Genomic DNA, 23650 nt, shown 5'->3' with positions numbered 1-23650 from the left:
TCAGCGCCCTTGTACCGTTGTCGCTGGTTCTTGCTGTCAGGCTTGCCCGGAGGAAGCCGGATAGTCATTCACGCTGTGTGTTGATCCAATTGTTCAAGGAAGAGAGTGACATGATGCTGAAAACTGCGATCGTCGAGATTAGTAAGAAGTACAAGGTTTATACCGAGCATTATCTCAACGCCACCGCCGACAAGACCATTATTCTGGTCAATGGCTCGCTGGCAACGACCGCATCTTTTGCCCAGACAGTGCGCTACCTGCGGCCACGCTTCAACGTAGTCCTCTACGATCAGCCCTACGCCGGTCAATCGAAACAACACAACCAGCACGACCAGCCGATCCGCAAGGAAGACGAGGCCGCAATCCTGCTGGAGTTGATCGAGCACTTTCGCGCGCAGCATGTGATGTCCTTTTCCTGGGGCGGGGCGGCGACCTTGCTGGCGCTGGCGCAGCATCCGCGCCGAATCGAAAAGGCAGTGATCAGTTCATTCGCCGCACGGATCAACACACCGATGCGTGATTATCTGGAGAGCGGCCGGAATTTTCTTCAAGCCTGCGATCGGCGCAATGTCGGGCGCTTGATCAACAGTACTATCGGCAAACATCTTCCGTCGCTGTTCAAGCGTTTCAATGAGCGCCATGTCAGCAGCCTGGACGAACACGAGTACCGGCAGATGCATTTTCACGTCAATGAGGTGCTGACCCAGGACACTCACTGCTACGTTTCCTGTGCCGATGCCATCGAAGTTCCGCTGCTGTTTATCAACGGCGAACGGGATGAATACACCTCGGTGGAAGACGCCCGTCTTTTTGCGGCTCATAGCCGTCAGGCTCAATTTCAGACCATCAAGAACGCCGGGCACTTCCTCGATATGGAACATCCGACGGCCTGGAATGACACCCAGCAGGCCTTGCTGGGCTTTCTGCAGCCGGTCGCCAAAATACCGAACCAGCCCCGTGACCTGACATTCAGTAGCAAAGCGTCAGTGATTCCGCCCCTTCAGTCAGCTAACTGGGTGCGGCTTTAACTGGCGCAGCAACTCGATCTGATCTGCCGGGACCAGGGTGCGCAGGGCTTTATACAGCGCGCGGGTTTCAAGCAGGTTCCAGACGCGCAGCATGGTTTCCAGGGCATCCAGTGGCTTGCTGATGAAGTCTTTGGCGCCCAGGGCCAGCGCGCGCAGCCGGGTATCGCGGGTGGCGTCAGCGGTGAGCACGAGGATCGGCAGGTATTCGCCGGTCGGGATGCGCCGGTTGAGTTGTTCCAGCACGGCAAAGCCGTCGAACTCCGGCATGTGCAGATCGAGAATTACCAAGTCAGGTTCGAAGCTGTTAAACAGGTCCAGGGTTCGCAGCGGCTGAGTGCTGCTCAGTACATTGGTCAGCCCTTCGCGGACAAGCAGTTGCTCCATCAAATCGAGGTTGGGCCGTTGGTCGTCGATGATCAGAATACGCAGGTCGGTGTTCACACGGGCTCCGGTAGGTGCTGGTCAAGATGGGCGAGGAATGAAGGGATGTGAATCGGCTTGGTCAGCACCGCCGTCGCACCCGCTTCCAGTAACGCCAGATGAGTGAGGTCGCTGGCATCGGCGGTGATCATCAGCACCGGAATGGCACGGGTGATGGACGACTGGCGCAAGCGTTGCAGAACATTGAAACCATCCAGATCCGGCAGCGCCACGTCGAGCAAAATCAGCTGCGGCGCATGTTGACGAGCCAGGTCCAGGCCCATTTGCCCCTGCATGCTTGAGAGCAATTGGATGTGCGGCCGTCGTTGCAGCAGGGTTTCGATCAGGGCCAGGCTCGAGAGATTGTCTTCGATGCACAGCACTTTACCCTGATAATTAGGAGCGCTGAGGGCGGCCGTGACCGCTGGGTGGCTGATTCGTGCAACCGGTGGCTCGGTGACTGGCTGCAGGCGCACGAAGGGCAGTTCCAGGGTGAAACTGGAGCCTGCGCCGGGCTGGCTTTTGACGGTCAGGCTGCCGTTCATCATTTCCAGCAGACTCTTGCTCAAGGCCAGGCCAAGGCCGGTGCCTTCCACGTTTGGATCGGTCTCCAGGCGCTCGAACGGCTTGAACAGTTGCTCCAGTCGATCGGCCGCAATGCCCTTGCCGGTATCGCAGACCGACACGGCAATTCGCTGTTGAATGACCCTGACTTCGATGTGCACCTGACCCTGAGGCCGGTTGTATTTGATCGCGTTGGACAACAGGTTCAGCAGCACCTGAACCAAGCGTTGCCGATCAGCGACGATCCCGCTATCAGCGGCCAGCATTGGCAACTCAACCAGCTGAATGCCGGCGTCGCAGGCCATGGGGGAAACCAGCGTCAGGGCTTCTTGCAGCACCACCGTCAAGGGAACGGCTTCAACATTCAGCGGCAGGCGTCCGGCCTCTATCTTGGCGATATCCAGCACCTCGTTGATCAGGGTCAGCAGGTGTTGCCCGGCCCGCAGAATGTGACCGATCTGCGCCCGCTGTCCCTTGGGCGAGTCCATGTCCAGCAGTTGTGCGAAGCCGAGAATAGAGTTGAGCGGGGTACGCAGTTCGTGGCTCATGCGCGACAGGAATTCGCTTTTGGCGCGGCTGGCGCGTTCGGCTTCTTCCCGTGCAGTGCTCAGTGCTATCTCGGCCACACGGCGATCAGTGATGTCGCGGGTGATCTTGGAGAATCCGCGCAGGGCGCCACTGCTGTCGTATTGCGCGGTAATCACCACGCTGGCCCAGAAGCGGCTGCCATCCTTGCGGCAACGCCACGCCTCTTCCATGTAATGACCGTCGCGAGTGGCCTCGCGCAGCGCCATGTCGGGATGCTGCGGGCATTCTTGCGACAGATAAAACACCGAGAAATGCTGGCCAACGATTTCCTGCTCCGTGTAGCCCTTGATCCGTTCGGCGCCCGCATTCCAACTGGTAACGAAGCCCCGTGTGTCGAGGGCGAAAATACCGTAGTCCTTCACCCCGTCGATGATCAGCCGCAGGCGTTCTTCGTTGTCGCGCAACGCCCGTTCACGTTCGGCCAGCAACAGCCCGGCTTCGACCAGACGAGTGCCCAGTTGACCAATCTCATCGTTCTCCGGCGGTTGCGGCAGTAATGGCTGACCGAGTGCCAGCCGTTGCGCGTTGCCCTGGACCTGTTTAACCCGGGCGACGATGCCTTTGGACAGAAACAGTACCGCCACAATGGCGCCAAACAGTCCGCAAGCAGCGGCCAGCAGGGTGGAGAACAACAAACGCTGTCGAGTGGAGGCGGCCGCTGCGGTGCGCTCGGCCAGCAGCGTGTCTTCAAGGGTGCGCATGGCGCTGATGCGTTCGCGCAATTCGTCGAGGATGTGCTTGTTATTGATCAGGATCGTGGTGATCGACTCGGGTGTGGCGTTGCGATCATCGAGCAGCTCAACCAGGCCCTCGACCTTGGTGTCGATCAGCGGCGTGATGACCGCCAGATGTTTGCGCACCCGCTCATCACGAACGTTGCTGTCGAGCCGTCGCAGGGCGGACTCGATCAAGGGCTTGGCTTGTCGATAACCCGGCAGGAAATCCTCGCGGCGGGTCAGCAGATAACCGCGCACGCTGGCGGCGGCCTCGGCGAGCAGCGTGTGCACCGCCTGAATGTCGCCTTGCACCAGCAGCACTCGGCGCACGTCCTCTTCCGCGCGTGCGGTCTGACGCTCGGTGATGTAGATCAGCACCAGCGAGAGCATCAGGATCACCAACGGCAGGGAAATCACCACGAGGGCTTTGCCGCGTAACGGCAGATCGGCCCAGCGTCGAGCGCTTGAAACCTTCATGACTGGGTCACCAGACCCAAGGCGATGCCGCGGACAGCGGCCTGGGTTCGGTCGGCGGCCCCGAGTTTACCGATGACCCGTTCCACGTGGGCCTTGGCCGTTCCCGTGGTGATGCCGAGCTCTTCACCGATTTCACGGTTGCTGAAACCGCTGGCCACCAATCCGAGGACCTGGCGTTCGCGGGCAGTCAAGGTTTCGGCAGGGGCGGCGCCACTGGCGTTGCGTTCGGTCATGCGCCGTAGCAGACGGGCGCTCACGGCGCTATTGAGGGCTTCCTCACCCGCGGCGACGCGTTGCAGGGCGTTGATCACTTCATCGCGGCTGGCGTCTTTGAGCAGGTAACCCACGGCACCGGCATTCATCGCCGCTTCCAGGTGATCCGGGCTGTCGTCCATGGTGAAGATCACCACTTTCAGGGCCGGCAGCCGCTGCTGAAGAATCCGCGCCGCGCCCAACCCGTTGAGCACGGGCATGCGAATGTCGAGGATGACGATGTCGGGTAGCAGACGTTCGCACACGTCTACCGCTTCCTGGCCATCGCGGGCCTGGCCGACCACTTCGAATTGCGGATGACCCGCCAGCAGCGCGACGAAGCCGGTTCGGGTGACCTCATGATCGTCCGCCAGAACCAGACGTAAAACTTCAGTCATTGAGCTGTTCCATTGAGGTCGGAAGGGACGGTGGCGCGCAGTTGTGTTCCGCGGTGCGCATGGCTGACGCAGGTGAAATCACCGCCCAGCAGGCTCGCACGTTCCTGCATCGCCGCGAGCCCGAGGTGCCGGGCGCCGCAGGTGTCGAGTCGTTGTTCCATGGCAAAGCCTTTGCCGTTGTCGTCCACCCGCAGCGAGGCCTGTCCTTCGTGCAACTCCAGCGCCAATACGACGTGGCTGGCCTGTGCATGTTTGAGAATATTGTTGATGCCTTCCTGGGCGATCCGGAACAGGGCGATCTCCACCTGGCTGGGCAGGCGTGCTTCACAACGCGTGCTCCAGTTCACTTTGATCCCGGCGTCACGCAGGCGATCCGCTTCTTTGTCGACCGCCTTCAGCAAGCCAAAGTCGTCGAGCACGGTCGGGCGCAGGCCGCTGATCAATTGGCGGCCTTCACCAACGCAATGCTGGGCCAACGCAAGAATCGTTTGTAGATCGACGCCGAGTTCGTCGGACAGTGGCGGGCAGCGGCCGGCAAAACCTTGCAGGCGCTGATGCAGCCCGGCGAGGGTTTGCGCCAAACCGTCGTGCAGGTCGTAAGCCATGCGTTTGCGTTCGTCTTCCTGAGCTCTGAACAGCCGATGCACCAGATCGGACATGGTGCGCTCGCGGGCGACCAAGGCGTCGAGTAACCGCTGGTTTTCCAGGTGCGCGGCCAGCAGGGTGGCGAGCAATTGCAGGGATTCGATGTCCTCGGTGTCCGGTGCACTGATGCTGACGCTGTTGGCCAGCACCAACGCACCGAAGGCCGCGCCATCGCCATCGCGCAAAGGCACCCGCAGCACATTGGGCAGGATCGCGCTCGGCTGTTCCTGCCATTGCGGAGTGCGCATCGCGGTATCGGCGAGGTTTTCGAGACTGTTTAAACGATCACGGCTGCCATGACTGGCGGTGGTCCTGACCTGCGCATCCACACCCCATTCCAGCAGTAGCGCGTGGTCCATCGCGAGGAAGGCACAGGCCCGTTGCAGCACACGTTGGCGCATGGCCTCGGGGGCCAGTTGCGTCAGTTCCTGGCCGGTATCCACCAGCAGCCGCAGCCGCGCCGCGCGACTTTGCGATTGCCGATATTGGGTGCGAATGGCCAGGGCGCTACCGGGGTCGTGATCAGGGTTTTGCATGGACAGATTCCGGCGCCAGACACGCCCGTTCGGGCAGGGGCGTCATTAAACCTTGTTGACGGGGCAGGGCGCTATCTGCCGAATGGCATAGGCAAATGACTCCGGTTGGCCGATGGCGGACGGCGTTTCGAGCGGCACAGTGTGGCCATCGACCACCATTGGAATAGCGCAATGAAATTCAAGACCTCAACCATCGCCCTGTTGTTCGCCCTGACCGCCCCGTTGGCCCAGGCGTTGGAGGCAGTGCCTTACGTTTACAGCAGCGTGGCCGAACAGCCCGGTAACGCGAAGGATCGTGAAATTGCCGCGTTGTTTGATCAATGGAATAGCGCATTAAAGAGCGGCAATGTTCAAAGCGTGGTCGATCTGTACGCGCCGAACGCCGTGCTGCAGCCGACGGTTTCCAATAAGGTGCGCACCACGCCGGCGCAGATCAAGGACTACTTCGATCACTTCATGGCGCTCAAGCCGGTGGGGCAGATCAACTACCGTGAGATCCGTCCATTGGGCACCAACGTGGCCATGGACAGTGGCGTCTACACCTTTTTCCTGACCGAGGCCGATGGCAAGACCCGTCAGGTGCAGGCCCGTTACACCTTCGTCTATGAACAAGTGGGCGGTCAGTGGAAGATTCTCAACCACCACTCTTCGGCGATGCCGCAAGCGCAGGTGCTGCACGCCGGGAAATAACTACGTCTTCGACGCCTGATCGTGGTTAAGCACAATCCCTGTGGGAGCGGGCTTGCTCGCGAAAGCGGTGTATCAGTCAAGATTGATGTCGACTGACACTCCCTCTTCGAGAGCAAGCCCGCTCCCACAGGGTCCGTGTCTTAACTGACTGATTGTGTGCTCAATTCAACGCCAGGTCGTCCACAGGCTGCTGCCCGCGGGCTAGCGCGGCACGTTGCAACTGGCTGGCGATCAGGGTGTTTTTCAGCAGATAGGCAATGGTCATCGGCCCGACGCCACCGGGCACCGGGGTGATCGCACGGGCGACGGTGCGGGCGCTGGCGTAATCGACATCGCCCACCAGACGGTTGCCGGACTCGCTGGCGATGCGGTTGATGCCGACATCGATCACCACCGCACCGGGCTTGAGCCAGCTGGCGTCGATCAACTCTGGTCGGCCCACCGCCGCGACCACGATATCTGCCAACCGGCACAACGCCGGGGCATCGACGCTGCGTGAATGCACCACGCTGACCGAGCAATTGGCCTGCAACAGCAAGGTTGCCATCGGCTTGCCGACAATGTTCGAACGGCCGATAACCACCGCGTGCAAACCGCTCAAGTCAGCACCGCAGGTTTCGCGCAGCAGGCGCATGCAGCCGCTGGGCGTGCACGGGGTCAGAACCTCGAAGCCTTGCACCAGCCCGCCGACGTTTTCCCGATGAAAACCATCCACGTCCTTGATCGGGTCGATGGCATGAATCACTGCTTGTTCATCGATAGCATCCGGCAAGGGCAGTTGCACCAGGATGCCATTCACCGTGGGATCGGCATTGAGTTGCGCAATCAATTCCAGCACCTGGGCCTGGCTGGCGGTTTCCGGCAGACGGTATTCAAGGGAACGGATGCCGACTTCCTTGGCACGCAGCAGTTTGTTGCGCACATAAACGTGGCTGGCCGGGTCGTCGCCGACCAACAGGACCGCCAGGGCGGGATAGATCTGCTGGCCGGCCAGGGCCAGAACCTCTTCCCGGACCTCGTCGAGAACCTGGGCAGAAATGGCTTTGCCGTCGATATCGCGGGCAAATGCAGGGGTGCTGCTGATCAAAAGAGTCACCGTTGTCTTGATTGAAAGGGGTGAAGTGATCACCGCGTCTTCGCGCGCTGATGATCCATCAGAGACATGCAGGCAAGGGGGCTCAGATTATCAGGTGAGGGCAGGCGAATACGACAAAAGATCGCATTCGGCCGCTACAGGGATCGCATTTGATCCTCCTTGCGGGTCAAGATCAGACTCAACAGCACCGAAGTCAGAATGATCCCGCCAACAACGGCCAGCGACCATTCAACCGGCATGTGAAGCCACGGCATCAGCGTCATCTTGGCGCCAATGAACACCAGCACGATCGCCAAACCGTATTTGACCAGGTGGAAGCGGTCAGCCATGTCGGCCAGCAGGAAGTACAGGGCACGCAGGCCCATGATCGCGAAGATGTTCGACGTGAACACAATGAACGGATCGGTGGTGATGGCGAAGATCGCCGGGATGCTGTCGACCGCAAACATCAGGTCGCTGGCCTCGATCAGCACCAGCACCAGAAACATCGGCGTCACCCAGTGCCGACCGTCTTGCACCACAAAAAAACGTTCGCCATGAAACTCATTGGTGACGCGCAGATGGCTGCGTATCCAGCGTAATAAAGGGTTTTTATCGAGGTCTGGCTGCTGATGGGCGAATGTCAGCATTTTGATCCCGGTGATGATCAGGAACACACCGAACACATACAGCAGCCACGCGAACTGCGACACCAGCCACACGCCGGCGAAAATCATCGCCCCCCGCATCACGATTGCCCCAAGCACACCGTACAGCAACACTCGGCGCTGCAACTCTGGCGGTACGGCGAAGTAGCCGAAAATCATCACGAAGACGAACATGTTGTCGATCGACAGCGACAGCTCGATGAAATAACCCGTGAGGAATTCCAGCATTTTGCGCTGGGCGATTTCGGGCCCGAACTCGCCATTCAAGTACCACCGGAGCAATCCGGCGAAGACCAGCGCCAGCGCGCACCAGGCAATTACCCAGCACGTCGCCTCGCGCACCGATACCCGATGCGCCTTGCGCCCGCCGAAGACAAACAGATCCAAAGCCAGCATGGCGACGACGAAGACGATGAAGGCGACCCACATCCAGGGTTCACCAATGTTCAGGGGTTGCATGTCGTTCTCCCTGTCTGGAGGTGTTCTGGAGCCGACGGAGTCATGCTAACGGGGAGATTGCAGCGAAGAAAAATCGAATATTCCTTACCAATAATTCGTTATTTACGAAGTGTCGCTGATGATTCTCAGCGAGATGCAGCTTTGCTGGCGGAAAAGTGGCGAGGCTGCTGGGGTGCAAACTCGCCGCGAGCGCTGACCGCCGCATGCACTTTTAAGGAGCCATGCCTGACAACTTGCACCAGTGCGAAGCGGTTTCCTGAGCTACTCCTTCCTTTTGTTCCAACGTCTGCCCACCCGCTCGCGGGGGCCTGCAAAGTTGACTCGCGCCTGATGAGACCCGCCTGGGGCGCGGTCTTTATCACCTTCTCCCATCGTTCAGAGGTCGGTTTTCCCGAACTGAGGAAGTCATACACCGCAGTCTGGCACAAAGGCTGCATTCTCCCTTCAGCAACATCTGAAAAAGATGGGCAGCCCACTCGATCAACGGAGATCGACCGGCCGAGCAGGTCGTGGGCAACATCGGTGGATCAGGCGAAGGCGCCAGGTCGAACACCGCGAAGAACAGGCAAAGACGCCTGAAACCGAGAGGTTTCAGGCGTTTTTTTTTGCTTTTTTAACCGTGATTGGCTTTGGCTGGGTGCTTACTATGAATTCCAATGTTGCCGCGTTGAACAAACTGCAAACACTGATCGTGATCGGCAATGGCATGGTCGGACATCATTGTGTCGAGCAGCTCATCGAGCGCGGCGCCCTCGACCATTACCGGCTGCATGTCTTCAGCGAAGAGCCGATGCGCGCCTACGACCGGGTGCATCTGTCGGAGTATTTCGGCGGTCGCGATGCCGAGTCGCTGGCTCTGGGCGAAGCCTCTCTGTACCAGACGCCGGGCGTCACCCTGCATCTTGGCGTGCCCGTGTTGGAAATCGACCGGGCGCGACGTCAGGTGATCACCGCACAAGGTTGCGTCTCGTACGACAAACTGGTTCTGGCCACGGGTTCTTATCCGTTTGTGCCGCCTATTGAAGGTGCAGAAGGCGACTCGCGCCTGGTGTATCGCACCCTTGAAGACCTCGACGCGATTCGTGCCGCGGCGGCCAATGCCCGGCGCGGCGTGGTGGTCGGCGGTGGCCTGCTCGGTCTGGAAGCGGCCAACGCCCTGAAAAGCCTGGGGCTGGAAGCGCATGTGGTGGAATTTGCCCCACGTCTGATGCCGGTGCAACTGGACGAGCAGGGTGGCTTGGCGTTGAAAGCGCAAATCGAGCGACTCGGCGTGGGTGTGCATCTGTCCCGTGGCACGCAGTCGATCAGTGCCGGCGAGCAGTACCGCTACCGGATGAATTTTGGCAATGATGAATTCCTCGAAGCCGACCTGATCGTGTTCTCCGCCGGCATCCGCGCGCAAGACGCGCTGGCCCGCCAATGTGCGCTGGACATCGGTCCGCGTGGCGGCGTGGTGATTGACGATCAGTGCCTGACCAGCGATCCGAATATCTATGCGATTGGTGAGTGCGCTGCCTGGAATGGCAGCCTCTTCGGTCTGGTCGCCCCCGGTTATCAGATGGCCCGTGGCGTCGCGTCGCTGCTGTGCAATCAAGTGGCGGAGCCGTTCCAGGGCGCGGACATGTCGACCAAGCTCAAACTGCTCGGCGTCGATGTCGGCTCCATCGGTGATGCTCACGCCCAGACGCCGGGTGCGCGCAGCTATCAGTTCATCGATGAAGCCACGGCCAGCTACCGTCGCCTGGTGGTGGATGCTGACAGCAAACGCGTGCTCGGCGCGGTGTTGGTCGGCGATAACAGCTATTACGACACCCTGCTGCAATACATGCAGAACGGCATTGCCTTGCCGTCGGAACCTGCCAGCCTGATTCTGCCATCGTCCACCGGTGCGCCAACCCTGGGCCCGGGCGCGCTGCCTGAGGCGGCGACGGTGTGCTCGTGCCATAACGTCACCAAGGGCTCGATCTGCTCGGCCATCGACGGTGGCTGCACCGACCTGGGCCTGCTCAAGTCGCAGACCAAGGCCTGCACCGGTTGCGGCGGTTGCGCGGGGCTGCTCAAGCAAGTGTTCGAGCATGAACTGATTGCCCGTGGCGTGAGTGTCGACAAGAGCCTGTGCGAACACTTCGCCTACACCCGTCAGGAGCTTTACGCGCTGGTGCGGGTAGAAGGGGTGATCACCTTCGAAGAACTGCTGGCCAAACACGGCCGTGGCCACACCGGTTGCGACGTGTGCAAACCGGCGGTGGGCTCGATCCTCGCCTCGTGCTGGAACCAGCCGATCATGGACGCTTCGCTGGTGCCGTTGCAGGACACCAACGACACCTTCATGGCCAACATGCAGAAAAACGGCACCTATTCGGTGGTGCCGCGCATCGCCGGGGGCGAGATCACGGCCGACAAGCTGATCGCGATCGGCGTGGTGGCGAAGAAATACGACCTCTACACCAAAATCACCGGCGGCCAGCGGATCGATCTGTTCGGCGCGCAGTTGCATCAGTTGCCGGACATCTGGTCCGAGCTGATTGAGGCCGGTTTCGAAACCGGGCATGCCTATGGCAAATCGACCCGCACAGTGAAGTCTTGCGTGGGCAGCACCTGGTGCCGTTACGGCGTGCAAGACAGCGTGAAAATGGCCCTGACCCTCGAGGACCGCTACAAAGGCCTGCGCTCGCCGCACAAGCTCAAATTCGCCGTCTCTGGCTGCACCCGTGAATGTGCCGAGGCGCAAAGCAAGGACGTGGGCGTGATCGCCACCGAGAACGGCTGGAACCTCTACGTGGCCGGTAACGGCGGCATGCGCCCACGCCACGCCGAGCTGTTCGCCACCGACCTGGACGATGAAACCCTGATCCGTTACATCGACCGGTTCCTGATGTTCTACATCCGCACCGCCGACAAATTACAGCGCACCTCGGTCTGGCGCGAAAGCCTGGAGGGTGGTCTGGATTACCTCAAGGACGTGGTCATCAACGACAGCCTGGGGCTCGGCGCAGAACTCGAATCGCAGATGCAACTGGTGGTCAACCGCTACGAATGCGAATGGGCCAACGCCCTCAAAGACCCGGAAAAACTCAAGCGCTTCCGCACCTTCGTCAACGATAAACGCCCGGACCCGGACATCCATTTTGTTCAGGAACGCGGTCAACGCCGGCCGATCATGGCCGCCGAACTCAACCTTATCCCTGTCACCGAGGAGAATGCCTGATGAGTCAGTCCAATACCCAGCGGGTCAACGCCCTTGTCACGGCCGCCAATGCTCAAGCCTGGCAGGCGGTGTGCAGCGAGCAGGATCTGGTCAGTAACTCCGGCGTCGTCGTCTGGCTCGACGGCGCGCAGGTGGCGCTGTTCTACCTGCCGCAGGCCGAGGGTCGCACCCTCTACGCCATCGACAACCATGATCCGCAATCCGGCGCGAACGTCATCGGCCGCGGACTGATCGGCAGCCTCAAGGGTGATCTGGTGGTGGCGTCGCCGATCTACAAACAGCATTTCCGTCTTGAAGACGGCAGTTGCCTGGAGTACCCGGAGCAGCGCCTGCGCGTATGGCCGGTGCGCCTGAACGCCGGCGTCGTGGAAGTCGCGGCGGCTTGACTGCCGCCCTGAACCGTATCGGAGAACGTTGATGAAGACAGCCGCACAGTTGCTCAAACTGAAAGTCGTGCAAAACCAGCAGGTGCACAGCATTGCGCCGGATCAGATGGTCCTCGACGCCCTGAAAATGATGGCCGAGAAAAACGTCGGCGCGTTGCCCGTCATCGAGGATGGACAGGTGGTCGGCGTCATCAGCGAGCGCGACTATGCGCGCAAGGTGGTTCTACAGGGCCGTTCTTCGGTCGGTACGCCAGTGCGCGAGATCATGAGCGCGCCGGTGGTGACCGCCGACAGTCAGCAGAGCATCGAGCGCTGCATGGCGGTCATGACCGACAGTCATTTGCGCCATCTGCCTGTACTGGAGAGCGGCGAACTGATCGGGCTGCTGTCGATCGGCGATCTGGTCAAGGAAGCTATCGTCGAGCAGGCCGATTTGATTCGGCAACTGGAGCATTACATTCGCGGGCACTGAGAACTTTGCGTTGCCGAATGACAAAACCAACGCGATAAGGCATACCACAGGTCGCTTAAAACGGCTTGAGTGGAAATAGGCCTAAGTGGAAATGATTGCCGTCATGTCCGAAGGCAACAGCAAGGTCATCAACCAGACCGCCTCGACCACCGATGAGCTGTCCACTTTGGCGGGCCAGCTTTCGCAGTCGGTGGATCGGTTTCGCCTTTGAGGCATGGGCTGGCCCCTGGATTGAGCGTAAGAAGGCCATGTCTACGATGCAGTAGACATGGCCTTTTCGGTACAGACTTTAAGTCGGGTTCAATGCCCGTCAGCTCATCCAGTTGCCGCCATCGACGTTATAAGTTTGCGCCACGATGTACTCGCTCTCGGCCGATGCCAGGAAGATCGCCATACCGACAAGATCGTCTGCCGTGCCCATGCGTCCGTACGGGACTTCCTGACCCGCCAGCTTTTTCTTTTCCCCGAGCGGCCGGTTTTCATATTTTGCGAACAGCGCATCGACGCCATCCCAATGCTCACCGTCCACCACACCCGGTGCGATGGCATTCACATTGATCTTGTGGGGAATGAGATTGAGACCGGCCGATTGCGTGAGGCTGATCACCGCTGCTTTGGTCGCGCAATACACCGCGACAAGCGCTTCACCGCGCCGACCGGCCTGACTGGCCATGTTGATGATCTTGCCGCCATGACCCTGGCGGATCATCTGTTTGGCCGCGGCCTGCAGCGTGAACAGGGTGCCAGACACGTTGATCGAGAACAGCCGTTCGTAGCTCTCGCGAGAAATCTCGGTAATAGGCGCGAGATCAAACAGCGCCGCGTTGTTAATCAGGATATCGAGCTTGCCTGCGGTGGCGATGACCGTCGCGATGGCGCCGTCGATTGACTGCTGATCAGTCACGTCCATCTCGACCGCATAGGCATTCGGCCCCAGTTCGGCCGCGGTGGTTTGCGCGCGTTCCAGGTTGATGTCTGCGATCGCGACCGTAGCGCCTTCGCGGATATAGGCTTGCGCGAACGTTCTCCCGATGCCTCTGGCAGAACCGGTGATCAGGGCGCTTTTTCCTTCCAAACGTTTCATTTTTCCATCCAATCGTTAGAGCTAAAGAGACGCCCCCGTTGAGGGCATGGCAAGTCTGCGGAGAACCTATGTGGGAGCGGGCTTGCTCGCGAAGAGGCCGGCACATTCAACATCGATGTCGTCTGACGCACCGCCTTCGCGAGCAAGCCCGCCCCCACACGGATTACCTACTTGGGATAACCAGCGCGCTTCATCTCGCGCTCGGTGGTTTGCTGGGCCGAAGCCAAAGCCTGCTCCACCGGCATCTGCCCGGTGAGCGCCGCAGAAAGAAGCTTGCCAACCGAGGTGCCGATGGCCTGGAACTCAGGAATGGTCACGTACTGGATACCGACGTAGGGCACGGGGTGGATTGACGGGTGCGCAGGGTCGGAGTTCTGCATCATTTTCAGCGTGACACTGGCGAAGGGCGCGGCCTGCAAGTAGGCGTCGCTGTAGGTGGACATCCGTGTGCCTGGCGGGACGTTGGTGATGCCATCCTTCTCGGCGACCAGTTGGATGTATTCCTTGGAGGTCGCCCAAGTCACAAAGGCTTTAGCGGCTTCCTTGTGTTTGGACGTCGCAGGGATCGCCAGCGACCAGGCATAGAGCCAGGACGAGCCCTTATCGGTGACTTGCGTGGGCGCTGCGACGAAGCCGACGTTGTCAGCCACTTTGCTTTCGGTTTTGTCGGTGATGAAGGAGCCGGCGACGCTGGCATCGACCCAGATCGCGCATTTGCCGCTGTTGAACAGGGCCAGCGTCTCGTTGAAGCCATTGCTCGAAACACCCGGCGGGCCGTACTGCTTGAGGGTGCTGACGTAGAAGTTGGCGGCGGCAGTCCATTCCGGCCCGGTGAGTTGCGGCTGCCACTGCTCGTTAAACCAGCGCGCGCCAAAAGCGTTGGACATGGTGGTCAGCAGGGCCATGTTTTCACCCCAACCGGCCTTGCCGCGCAGGCACATTCCATACTGCTCTTTATCCGGCTGATGCAGCTTGCCAGCGAACTCACCAAGCTGCGTCCAGGTCGGGTGCTCGGGCATCGTTAGACCGGCGTCCTTGAACAAGTCGGTGCGGTAATAGGTGATGGTGCTTTCGCCATAAAACGGCAGGGCGTAGAGCGTGTCGTTGACTGACAGTCCCTGACGAACCGAGGGGAAAATATCCTCGAGATCATAGCTGGCGGGCAGATCTTTCACCGGTTCCAGCCAATGCTTGGCACCCCACAGTGGTGTTTCGTAAGTGCCGATGGTGAGCACGTCGAATTGACCGCCCTGAGTGGCAATGTCAGTGGTCAGGCGCTGACGCAATACGTTCTCTTCGAGTACCACCCAGTTGAGCTTCACGTCCGGGTGCAGCTGTTCGAATGTTTTGGACAGCCGCTGCATGCGGATCATGTCGCTGTTGTTCACGGTGGCGATGGTCACCGTTTCGGCAGCCTGGCAGAGCAGGGCAGAGGACAGGCCGGCGGACAGAAAAAACGCGCTTGGAATGATCTTCATCGTGTTCTCCGCTCTGCGCCTTGGGCGGCAGAGACTCTTATTGTTGTTGTAATCCACGGTGCGAGTCATCGCCGCAGCGGGGATGACCACAGGATTACAGCAACCCAAGCGGTGAACAAATGAACGGCATACGCGGCACTGATACTTTTTTAACCGCGCAGGACCATGGAAAAAAAGTATCAGTGGCCGCCATACAGCGCGCTAGGCTTACTGTCCGTTTAGGGTGAGTCTGATAACAGCGCCGTAGCGTTTCGAATCAGCTTCGACTCGTCCCGGGCTTCGCGGTAGCCTTGATAAAACCAACAAAAATGGAATCGCCAGGGTGATGAACCATCACGTAACCGCAGACAAGCCGCCCGCGCTTGAAGTCATTTTGAACGAGCCCCAGCACAGCTTTCGTTGGTATGAGCATGACTATCCCTTCGACCTTGCGCGCTGGAACCATCATCCGGAATTCGAGATCCACTTGATCCGCGAAGGCAGCGGACGGCTATTGGCCGGTGACTACATCGGCCTGTTCGAGGCCGGCCACGTCGCTCTGATCGGTCCAGGCCTGCCTCACGACTGGATCAGCGACCTGGGCAAAGGGGAGGTGATTGCCGGCCGCGACGTCGTGTTGCAATTCGATGGACAGATGCTGATGCAACTGCGCGACAAGGTCCCTGAACTCAGCGAGTTGCAAAGCCTGTTTCGCCAGGCGGCCCAGGGCATCCAGTTTCATGGCGTGACCCGCAAGAAAGCGGCCCGACTGCTGGAAGACATGGGCCAGTGCGAAGGATTGCAGCGATTGTGCCTGTTCCTATCGTTGCTGCAGTTGCTGGCATCTGCCCCCGACAGCGAGCGACAGACGCTCGCCAGCCTGCAATATGCTCCGATGCTCGATGCATTGACGGCCCAGCGCATGAGCATTGCCTTCGACTACATCCTCAACGATCTCGCGGATGAGCTGCGGATGTCTGTCATTGCCCAGCGCCTGGACATGAACGAACCGGCCTTCTCCAAATTCTTCAAGCGCGCCACTGGCCATACCTTTGTTGACCTGACACGCAAACTGCGCGTCCAGCGTGCTTGCCGTTTGCTGGCGCAAAGTAGTTTCAGCGTTGCGGATATCTGCTTTGAGGTGGGGTATTCCAACCTGTCGAACTTCAATCGACACTTTCGGCATGAAATGCAGGAGACGCCCAGTCAGTATCGACAGCGGTTGCAACGGGTGGTGGCGGTCAGTCATTGAAGGGCACAAAAGCCGACACTTATCTCGCGATAGGTAGCGTTTTCTGTGGCGCTGAAGTGTTAGGCTCGAAAGCGACCGGGTATTGGCCATCGCGCATCTCGAATTATTTTCCTCCAGTTCTTGACATGCCTTTCGAACCAGTCCAGAATTGCGTCCATTCCTGCTTAGGGAACACGAAAACCCCTTAGATTTCAAAGGGTTGGATACTAGATTAGAATCTTGTTTCCAGATACGAGTTTACACGTTTGATGTTGTGCTACTGACATCAGATGTTTGAGGCCGAATAGCAAAATGGTTATGCAGTGGATTGCAAATCCACCTACGCCGGTTCGATTCCGACTTCGGCCTCCACTTTAAACGAGCTCCGTAGATCCATGATCTACGGAGCTTTTTTATTTTCGCAGTCCTGCAAGATTTAGTCTTGAAAAGGATCTTTGCGAACTTGCTTCACCGGGGCGGGATGTATATATTTCCCCCCTCTGTTGCACAAGCGTCAGAACTGCCAGATCGTTATTGGTCAGTTTTCAGACTGCTTTACCGCGCTACCGCCCGAATGGCGAAACTGGTAGACGCATGGGACTTAAAATCCCCCGCTCGTAAGGGCGTGCCGGTTCGATTCCGGCTTCGGGCACCAATAGTATGATTTCAGATGTTCCCGTAAACATCTGAAACCTAGAGAAACCGGCCTTGTAGCCGGTTTTTTTGTGTCTGAATATCCCCGTATGTTCCTGTACAGCCCCACGATTTAGGTATACGTTTAGGTATATATCGGTTCGATATAGAGGCGTATACCTATGGCGCGCACCGTAACCCCCCTTACTGACCCCAAATGCGAGGCCGCCAAACCCCGCGCAAAGGACTACACCCTGTTCGACGGGCAAGGGCTTTTTTTGCTTGTAAGGGCCACCGGCACCAAGGTCTGGCGCTTCAAGTATAAAAAGCCAAGCGGTAAGCCTGGTCTGGCAACGTTCGGCAACTACCCGGCTCTCGGTCTGAAAGCCGCCCGCGCGCGTCGAGCCGATGCACTCGAGTTGCTGGCGCATGGCCAAGACCCCATCGAGAGCGCTAAGCAAGCAAAGATCGAGGCGGCCAATGAGGCGGGGAACACCTTTGAGGCGCTGGCCCTGGAATGGCACGCCAGCATGGCCGGCAAATGGTCGAAGGATCACGCGGTCAGGGTGCTGAAAGAGATTGAGGTTGATCTTTTCCCCATGCTGGGCAAACGCCCCGTATCCGACCTGAAAACCCGCGACCTGCTGGCCTGTCTGAAGACGGTAGAGAAGCGCGGCGCGCTTGATGTGGTTGGGCGACTGCGTCAGCGCATCGCCGGAATCATGCGAATCGCCGTTCAGCGCAACTTCATCGTATACAACCCGGCGCTTGATCTGGTGGGGGGGACTGCCACCCGCAAGGCCAAACACCGCCCGGCCTTGCCCCTTGAGCGGTTGCCGGAGTTGTTGCAACGCTGCGAGGCTGACACCGGACGACCGCTTACCTGTCTTGCTGTAAGCCTCGCTCTACTGGTGTTCATTCGTTCTAGTGAGCTGCGCTTTGCCCGCTGGTCTGAGTTCGACTTTACCCGGAGCATGTGGACGATTCCCGGCGAACGGGCACCAATCGAGGGCGTCAAGAGGTCGCATCGAGGAGCCAAGATGGGGACTCCGCACCTTGTCCCGTTGTCACGCCAGACGCTTGAAGTGCTAGAGCAGATACGCCGGCTAAGCGGGCGTTTTGATCTGGTGTTGCCGGGTGATCACTACCATTGGCGGCCAATGTCGGAGAACACCGTAAACAAGTCACTGCGCCGTATGGGGTACGACACCAAGATAGAGGTTTGCGGGCACGGTTTCCGCACTATGGCCTGTTCCGCGTTGGTCGAGTCCGGCCTATGGTCGCGTGACGCGGTTGAGCGGCAAATGAGCCACCAAGAGCGCAACGGTGTGCGCGCGGCCTACATCCACAAGGCTGAGCACTTGGAAGAGCGCCGACTGATGATGGCGTGGTGGGCTGACTACCTGGACGCCAACCGGGAAAAGCACATCACGCCCTATGATTTTGCACACCGGAACACTGATGTGGTGAGCGTGGAGAGGGGGCTACAAGCATGGAAATAAAAAGGGGCAAGCGATCAAAGGCACTTCCAGTATTCGACAATCAACCCGAATGGGGTACAGGTGATTTGGTCGATGAAAGCCTGTCTGATGCTGCGCGGGCAATTATCGCTGACTTGGCCGGACATCACGACGGCGATCTTCAGGAATGGTTCAAGGAAAGGCTTGGGTCCTACAGAGCGGTCATCCGCGAAACGGAAAAAGGCCCCGCGCGCCACGAAGAACTTCGCCATGTGCGGCAGGTGCAACTGCATCTTCAGGAAACGTTACGGGGGCTAAACAATCTCCCTCCTTTCGCCGAGGGTTACATCAACGACGCCTGCTGGCGAAGCCATGGGTGCTTTTTCAGCGGTGGCTTGCTTTCTGACCTTATGGCGAAGGCCTCCATGGTGTCCGATGTGTTGGACATTACCGAGCAGAAGTTGGAGGCGGCTCCAACTATTCGTGGCGTGAAGCCGAAGTATCCGCGAGATGATTTGTTGGCTGATACCGCGGACAAGCTACGGCAGTCTTCCTTAGCGAAGATGACCAAACGCAAAGCAGCAGAGCTCGCCCGAGAGCTTCTCGTTGCTGCAGGAGTCGAGGTGCCAGCGGACATTGTCGAATATGAAAAATTGATCCGACGTGCAAAAAGGGGGGAAATAAGCCTCTAACTAATCTCTTTTGAGCACTGCGACAGCAATCGGGGGTTCAACAAGAATGACTCTGTACCCGATACGGAGTCACTCAAATGCAGCCAGCAACAATTCCCCCGAAAGCTCTCATCCGTCAGCCAGCGCTCTGTCTATGGCTGGACCTGTCCCGCTCTGGCCTAGACAAACTCCGCAAGAAAGACCCAACGTTCCCGAAGCCAATTAAGGCCAACGAAAGCCGACAAGCCGCGGCTTATTACGTCTTGGCTGAGGTGGAGGCTTGGTTACGGACCAAGATTGAAGCGAGAGACGCAGTATGAGCCATTCATCATCGCTTACAGCTTCCTGGAAGCTTCGCGTAATGGCCGCCCTGCACGTTGATTTCTTCCCGTCTCCTTCTAATTGGTCCTGGCGCAAAGCCAAGCAGCGCGGGGTGTAACCCATGAAAAGTCAAAACGGCGCCCATGCGCCGGCGGGATCGGCTTGGCTGAAATCCATGATTGGGCCAGTAGCCCGGTACCTTCTTGGCGAGCCAAATGCCGCAATGAGCAAGCCGAGCGAGCTTCGGTTTGGAGCGCATGGCTCTTTATCCGTCGATCTGGAAAAGGGGGTATGGCACTCGCACGAAGACGGGTGCGGTGGCGGCGTATTGGAATTGATTGCCTGGAAAACCGGCATCACAAGTTGGGCCGAGCAAATGGGCTGGTTTGAGCAGCAAGGCTTTAAAGAAAAGCGGCCGGCGCCATGTCCTGAAAGTCCTGATGTCCTACCGGCCAGCCGTCGCATGTCGGCTTGTTATGACTACACCGACGAAGACGGCAACGTTCTGTTTCAAGTTGTCCGCTACGAACCAAAGGACTTTCGCCAGTGCCGCCCGGACGGCAAAGGCGGCTGGGTGTGGTCGGTGAAGGGTGTGCGTCAGGTTCCCTACCGTCTGCCGCAGTTGCTGCGCGCACCTTGGAGTACGCCAGTGTTTGTCGTGGAGGGTGAGAAGGACGTGTTGCGCTTGGAGTCACTGGGGCTGGTCGCAACCTGCAATGCCGGTGGCGCTGGCAAGTGGCCTGATGCGCTCAATGAGTCCTTCGCACGCCGTCGGGTAGTGATTCTGGCGGATAACGACGAGCCGGGACATCAACACGCCGACAAGGTTTGTCGGGCACTGAGTAAGGCCGAGGCAGAAGTTCGCGTATTGAGCCTTCCAGGGCTGCCGCCGAAGGGCGACGTATCCGACTGGCTGGACGCGGGTGGCACTGTCGAGCAACTGCTGCAAATGGTGGACGCTCCCGACAATCACCAGTTCGAATTCGACGATCAGCAGCCAGTCGAGGAACACTTCGAGCCTGGTGATGATGCCGAGGAAAAGCAGAGCCAAGCGTCTCTACTGGTGAAGTTTGTGGAACAACGCTTCGAGCTGTTCCACGATGAAAACAAGGACGTCTTCGCCCGGGATCGTACGACGGGCGAAGTGCGTAATCTAGCCGCGCGCCAGTTCCGAGATGCACTGGTCGCCGGATTTTACTCGGACAGCGGAAAGGCGCCCCGAGATCAATCGGTCCGGGAGGCGCTGGGCACCCTGAGCGGCCTCGGCCGATTCCATGGGGACTGTCAGGAGGTACACCTGCGCACTGCTGGTGCCGCTGGTGATTACTTTCTCGACCTGGCTGTACTAGGCAGTAGCCGAGCGGTTCGCATTCGGCCGGGTAAGTGGGAGATCGCCGAGTCACCCGAGGCCATGTTCGTTCGACCTGAATCTATGCAGCCGATTCCAGCTCCAGTTCCAGGTGGATCGATCGAGCAACTTTGGCACGTGGCGAACATCCCGCACGGCTCCCGTCTGCTGGCCCTGGCTTGGCTGATCGAATGCCTGCGTCCTGATACGCCTTATCCAGTGCTGGAGCTGCTGGGCGAGCAGGGTAGTGCGAAGAGCACGACACAAACAGCGCTGCGCCAGCTCATTGATCCGAATTCCTGCCCTTTGCGCAGTGCTCCGAGGTCGTCGGAGGACCTATTCGTTTCAGCTGGTGTGTGTGCGGTAGTGAGCCTGGAGAACGTCTCGCACTTGCCCGCAGCAACTCAGGATGCCATGTGCGTATTGGCAACCGGAGGCGGCTTTGCCAAGCGCAAGCTGTACTCGGATGCCGACGAAAGTGTTATCAGCGTGAAGCGCCCCATCGTGCTGAACGGCATATCTGCGGCAGTCACGGCGCAAGATCTGGTGGACAGAACGATCACCATCGAGACGCCGGTTATCAGCGAGCGGCTGGAAGTAACAGACCTTTGGCGGGAGTACGAAGCCGAGCGTCCATGTTTGCTGGGGGCGCTGCTGGATATTTTCGCCAAGGCGCTGGAGTTACTGCCGCAGATGCAAATCCCCGCCGACGATCGTCCGCGGCTGGTTGAATTTGCTCGCCTCGGTATGGCTGTCGCCGCCGCAGCAGGTCATGAGCCCGAGGACTTCCTGCGCGAGTTCAACGCCAGTCGGCAGGAAAGTCTGGCTCGCACCATTGACGCTAGCCCGGTAGCTGCCGCCGTAGTGGAACTGGTCGAGGCGCGTCCGCACGGCGTGACCGCCCCGGCAAAGGATATTCTGCGTACCCTGGAACAGTACCGTCCAACCGGCTGCGATTCGTGGCCCCGTTCCGCTAAGGGGCTAGGGGACGCCCTGCGACGTGCTGCTCCCGCTCTTCGGCAGATAGGCATCGAGTGCAAGTCTCTGGGTAAATCTGGGGGGGCGGTGAAATGGGGTATCGGGAGAAAGTTATCGAAGCAATGTCCTGCAAGTCCTGATGTCCTGCCAGACGATCACCCCGAGCAGGACATTGGGACTTGCAGGACTTCGAGTCGGCAACTATCCCCCGACAACACCGGTACTTCGCCGGACATGGTCTTCGATGAATCCGACGCGGAGGCCTTCTGATGAAAGTTATCGACTATCTCCGTGATCGCGGGTTCAGTGCCAAGGTGGTGGGTAACCGCTTAATCGTCTGGCCATCTATCAGGCTGACACAGGAGGAGCGCCGCTATATCAAGTTGCACCGTTTGGAGCTGATGGTCGAAGTGGCGGCCAACGATGGTGAAGCCCGACGCAGTCACTGGACAGTGTCCGTGACAGGGTACGGTCCCTTCACAATGATCGGTGAGCCAATGACTCATGCCGAAGCCTTGGTTGAAGCCCGAACGCGATGGCCTAACGCAAAGATAGAGTGATGTTTAGCCCGGATAACTACCGGGCTTTATTCTTTTACGCAGTTGATTGGTGATGATTTCGCCTGCATGGGTATCCGGGAATACTTGACCAGCTCAGGTTGCCTCCAGACTACTTGATCACTGCTTTTGATTTGGCGTAGATTTGCTCTTGTCGTTCCCTTAAGGGGGCGATGTTGGGCCGGTTCGAGTGAGTCGACTGGTACCGTTTCTTGCCTTTAGGCGCAGCGGACTTCCTTTTTCATACAGGAGGCCGCCATGGCCCATAAATCAGTTATCAAACATCGTTTCGCTGCGTTCGATCGCCAAGGTGGCCGCTGCTATTACTGCGGCTTCCAGATGTGGCGCGATACTCCTGAGGCCTTCGCCCGCCGCCATGACCTTTCCCTTCGGCAGGCTAGGCACTTCCAGTGCACAGCCGAGCATCTAGTAGCCAGGCAGGATGGCGGAAGAAATACCCAGTCCAATATTGCTGCCGCCTGCCAGCGGTGCAATCAGGGCCGTCATAAGCGCAAGGAAGCGCCTGAGCCGCAGGAGTACAAGGCTCTAGTAGAGAAGCGGCTGAGCAAAGGTGGCTGGCACCCGCTCCCAGCAGGTACCTATTTGTTCTGATCACCAAGATGGCCTTGGCTGCTCTAGAACGCGTTTATCGGGAGAAGCTGATGGTGGCGACAGGCAGAAATCGGCCAAAAGCAGCCACTCATGACCTGTACCTTTATAGACACGCTGACCTCGCCTGGATCATGCTGACACTGACATGAGAAATCCTGGGTACTGAAAGTGGAAGAAACTCTCTCTTCAATATTTGCACGCACTAAAGGCACACCAATAAATTTCAATGGGCAAACCGTCGTTGCGATCATAGAGATCAAGATCACGAAGCCCAGAACCGTCTTTTCAATTCGCCGATTGAGGGCTACGAATGGTCGAGTGCAAGGGTTGGTGTTAAAGGCGGCAAATGGACAGCTTGTCGTCGACAGCTCTGGCACCGGCTATCCCGAAATAGTTTTGTGGTCTGATACCAGTCCTGATGTTGCGGAGATAGAAGTGCTTTCCAAATCTGGAAGCACTTTAAAAATCTGGAACGTCTGGAAAAGCACTTTTGGCATGAGTGCATGGGTTGGAAATGCGGGAATGCATGTCTGCGAGACCGGTAACAAGATGATGCTGGAATGCAGTGACGGCGTTGGTGATGTCGACTTCTCTGATTATGTGGTTACTTTAGAAGAGCAACAATACCGGTAAATGTAGCCGTGCTGCTTGTTCCTTTTGTATCTCTAGCCGTTATGTCCGCTTTGGGTCGATTACGGCCCTCGCGACAGGCGGAG

The 23650-nt window shown here is 58.7% G+C and carries 21 protein-coding genes and 2 tRNA genes; 15 read left to right on the top strand and 8 right to left on the bottom strand.

What is annotated here, in order from left to right:
* Nucleotides 1-110 precede the first annotated feature (110 nt).
* Nucleotides 111-1028: an alpha/beta fold hydrolase gene (locus KVG95_RS09720; RefSeq protein ID WP_217855999.1), complete on the top strand. Its 918-nt coding sequence runs from the start codon at nucleotides 111-113 to the stop codon at nucleotides 1026-1028.
* Here KVG95_RS09720 and KVG95_RS09715 read toward each other — a convergent pair.
* Genes KVG95_RS09715 through KVG95_RS09700 form a run of 4 tightly spaced genes read right to left on the bottom strand, consistent with a single transcriptional unit; the run spans nucleotide 1005 to nucleotide 5624 of the window.
* Nucleotides 1005-1469, bottom strand: coding sequence for a response regulator (locus tag KVG95_RS09715; protein WP_007901111.1), 465 nt, complete (start codon nucleotides 1467-1469; stop codon nucleotides 1005-1007). The two genes, KVG95_RS09720 and KVG95_RS09715, sit on opposite strands and share 24 nt — an antisense overlap.
* Complete coding sequence (locus KVG95_RS09710; protein WP_217855997.1) at nucleotides 1466-3793, bottom strand: ATP-binding protein; 2328 nt, start codon at nucleotides 3791-3793, stop codon at nucleotides 1466-1468. Before KVG95_RS09710 ends, KVG95_RS09715 begins: the two co-directional genes overlap by 4 nt.
* A complete protein-coding gene (locus tag KVG95_RS09705) occupies nucleotides 3790-4443 on the bottom strand; it encodes a response regulator (protein ID WP_217855995.1) in 654 nt (217 codons plus the stop codon). Before KVG95_RS09705 ends, KVG95_RS09710 begins: the two co-directional genes overlap by 4 nt.
* Entirely contained in the window at nucleotides 4440-5624 is a 1185-nt protein-coding gene (locus KVG95_RS09700; protein WP_217855993.1) for a sensor histidine kinase, read from the bottom strand. The genes KVG95_RS09705 and KVG95_RS09700 overlap by 4 nt, the downstream gene beginning before the upstream one ends.
* A gap of 171 nt (nucleotides 5625-5795) precedes the next feature.
* Between KVG95_RS09700 and KVG95_RS09695 the strand changes: the two genes are divergently transcribed.
* Nucleotides 5796-6314 carry an SgcJ/EcaC family oxidoreductase gene (locus KVG95_RS09695; RefSeq protein ID WP_217855991.1) on the top strand — a complete coding sequence of 173 codons (519 nt, stop codon included), beginning with the start codon at nucleotides 5796-5798 and terminating at the stop codon, nucleotides 6312-6314.
* Between the two features lie 160 nt (nucleotides 6315-6474).
* Here the strand turns inward: KVG95_RS09695 and folD are convergent, their stop codons facing one another.
* The gene (gene folD, locus KVG95_RS09690) at nucleotides 6475-7401 is read right to left on the bottom strand and encodes a bifunctional methylenetetrahydrofolate dehydrogenase/methenyltetrahydrofolate cyclohydrolase FolD (protein WP_217855989.1); all 927 of its coding nucleotides are present in this window, start codon (nucleotides 7399-7401) and stop codon (nucleotides 6475-6477) included.
* 143 nt (nucleotides 7402-7544) lie between these two features.
* Complete coding sequence (locus tag KVG95_RS09685; RefSeq protein ID WP_217855987.1) at nucleotides 7545-8516, bottom strand: TerC family protein; 972 nt, start codon at nucleotides 8514-8516, stop codon at nucleotides 7545-7547.
* Between the two features lie 646 nt (nucleotides 8517-9162).
* Here KVG95_RS09685 and nirB point away from each other — a divergent pair.
* From nirB to KVG95_RS09670, 3 genes are read left to right on the top strand one after another with little or no spacing between them, the layout of a single operon-like run.
* A complete protein-coding gene (nirB, locus tag KVG95_RS09680; protein ID WP_217855985.1) occupies nucleotides 9163-11724 on the top strand; it encodes a nitrite reductase large subunit NirB in 2562 nt (853 codons plus the stop codon).
* Nucleotides 11724-12110, top strand: a complete 387-nt coding sequence (gene nirD, locus KVG95_RS09675) for a nitrite reductase small subunit NirD (protein WP_052963770.1) — start codon at nucleotides 11724-11726, stop codon at nucleotides 12108-12110. The genes nirB and nirD overlap by 1 nt, the downstream gene beginning before the upstream one ends.
* Nucleotides 12111-12141: 31 nt before the next feature.
* Nucleotides 12142-12582 carry a CBS domain-containing protein gene (locus tag KVG95_RS09670; RefSeq protein WP_008071340.1) on the top strand — a complete coding sequence of 147 codons (441 nt, stop codon included), beginning with the start codon at nucleotides 12142-12144 and terminating at the stop codon, nucleotides 12580-12582.
* 310 nt (nucleotides 12583-12892) lie between these two features.
* On the opposite strand, the gene KVG95_RS09665 is transcribed toward KVG95_RS09670, so the two are convergent.
* Together KVG95_RS09665 and KVG95_RS09660 are read right to left on the bottom strand one after the other, a co-directional pair.
* The gene (locus KVG95_RS09665; RefSeq protein ID WP_217855983.1) at nucleotides 12893-13666 is read right to left on the bottom strand and encodes an L-iditol 2-dehydrogenase; all 774 of its coding nucleotides are present in this window, start codon (nucleotides 13664-13666) and stop codon (nucleotides 12893-12895) included.
* Between the two features lie 167 nt (nucleotides 13667-13833).
* Nucleotides 13834-15144, bottom strand: a complete 1311-nt coding sequence (locus KVG95_RS09660; protein ID WP_217855981.1) for an ABC transporter substrate-binding protein — start codon at nucleotides 15142-15144, stop codon at nucleotides 13834-13836.
* A 325-nt stretch (nucleotides 15145-15469) separates the two neighbouring features.
* Between KVG95_RS09660 and KVG95_RS09655 the strand changes: the two genes are divergently transcribed.
* The 10 genes from KVG95_RS09655 (at nucleotide 15470) to KVG95_RS09615 (ending at nucleotide 23567) form a co-directional block, all read left to right on the top strand.
* Nucleotides 15470-16375, top strand: a complete 906-nt coding sequence (locus KVG95_RS09655) for an AraC family transcriptional regulator (protein ID WP_217855978.1) — start codon at nucleotides 15470-15472, stop codon at nucleotides 16373-16375.
* A 277-nt stretch (nucleotides 16376-16652) separates the two neighbouring features.
* A tRNA-Cys gene (locus tag KVG95_RS09650) sits at nucleotides 16653-16726 on the top strand.
* Nucleotides 16727-16922: 196 nt separating this feature from the next.
* A tRNA-Leu gene (locus KVG95_RS09645) sits at nucleotides 16923-17009 on the top strand.
* A 160-nt stretch (nucleotides 17010-17169) separates the two neighbouring features.
* Nucleotides 17170-18489, top strand: coding sequence for a tyrosine-type recombinase/integrase (locus KVG95_RS09640; protein ID WP_217855976.1), 1320 nt, complete (start codon nucleotides 17170-17172; stop codon nucleotides 18487-18489).
* Nucleotides 18480-19139 carry a hypothetical protein gene (locus KVG95_RS09635; protein WP_217855974.1) on the top strand — a complete coding sequence of 220 codons (660 nt, stop codon included), beginning with the start codon at nucleotides 18480-18482 and terminating at the stop codon, nucleotides 19137-19139. Before KVG95_RS09640 ends, KVG95_RS09635 begins: the two co-directional genes overlap by 10 nt.
* A 77-nt stretch (nucleotides 19140-19216) precedes the next feature.
* Nucleotides 19217-19438, top strand: coding sequence for a helix-turn-helix transcriptional regulator (locus tag KVG95_RS29730; protein WP_063321337.1), 222 nt, complete (start codon nucleotides 19217-19219; stop codon nucleotides 19436-19438).
* A 122-nt stretch (nucleotides 19439-19560) separates the two neighbouring features.
* Nucleotides 19561-22035, top strand: coding sequence for an AICE element replication initiation protein (locus KVG95_RS09630; protein WP_225922974.1), 2475 nt, complete (start codon nucleotides 19561-19563; stop codon nucleotides 22033-22035).
* Entirely contained in the window at nucleotides 22035-22325 is a 291-nt protein-coding gene (locus KVG95_RS09625) for a hypothetical protein (protein WP_124301732.1), read from the top strand. Before KVG95_RS09630 ends, KVG95_RS09625 begins: the two co-directional genes overlap by 1 nt.
* A 255-nt stretch (nucleotides 22326-22580) precedes the next feature.
* The gene (locus KVG95_RS09620) at nucleotides 22581-22934 is read left to right on the top strand and encodes an HNH endonuclease (protein WP_217855972.1); all 354 of its coding nucleotides are present in this window, start codon (nucleotides 22581-22583) and stop codon (nucleotides 22932-22934) included.
* A gap of 168 nt (nucleotides 22935-23102) precedes the next feature.
* On the top strand, nucleotides 23103-23567 hold the full coding sequence (locus tag KVG95_RS09615) for a hypothetical protein (protein WP_217855970.1): 465 nt from the start codon (nucleotides 23103-23105) through the stop codon (nucleotides 23565-23567).
* Nucleotides 23568-23650: the final 83 nt, after the last annotated feature.

Source organism: Pseudomonas farris, assembly GCF_019145235.1.
Taxonomy (GTDB): domain Bacteria; phylum Pseudomonadota; class Gammaproteobacteria; order Pseudomonadales; family Pseudomonadaceae; genus Aquipseudomonas; species Aquipseudomonas farris.
Note: the sequence above shows the minus strand (reverse complement) of the source record. Positions and strands in the feature narration are given on the sequence as shown.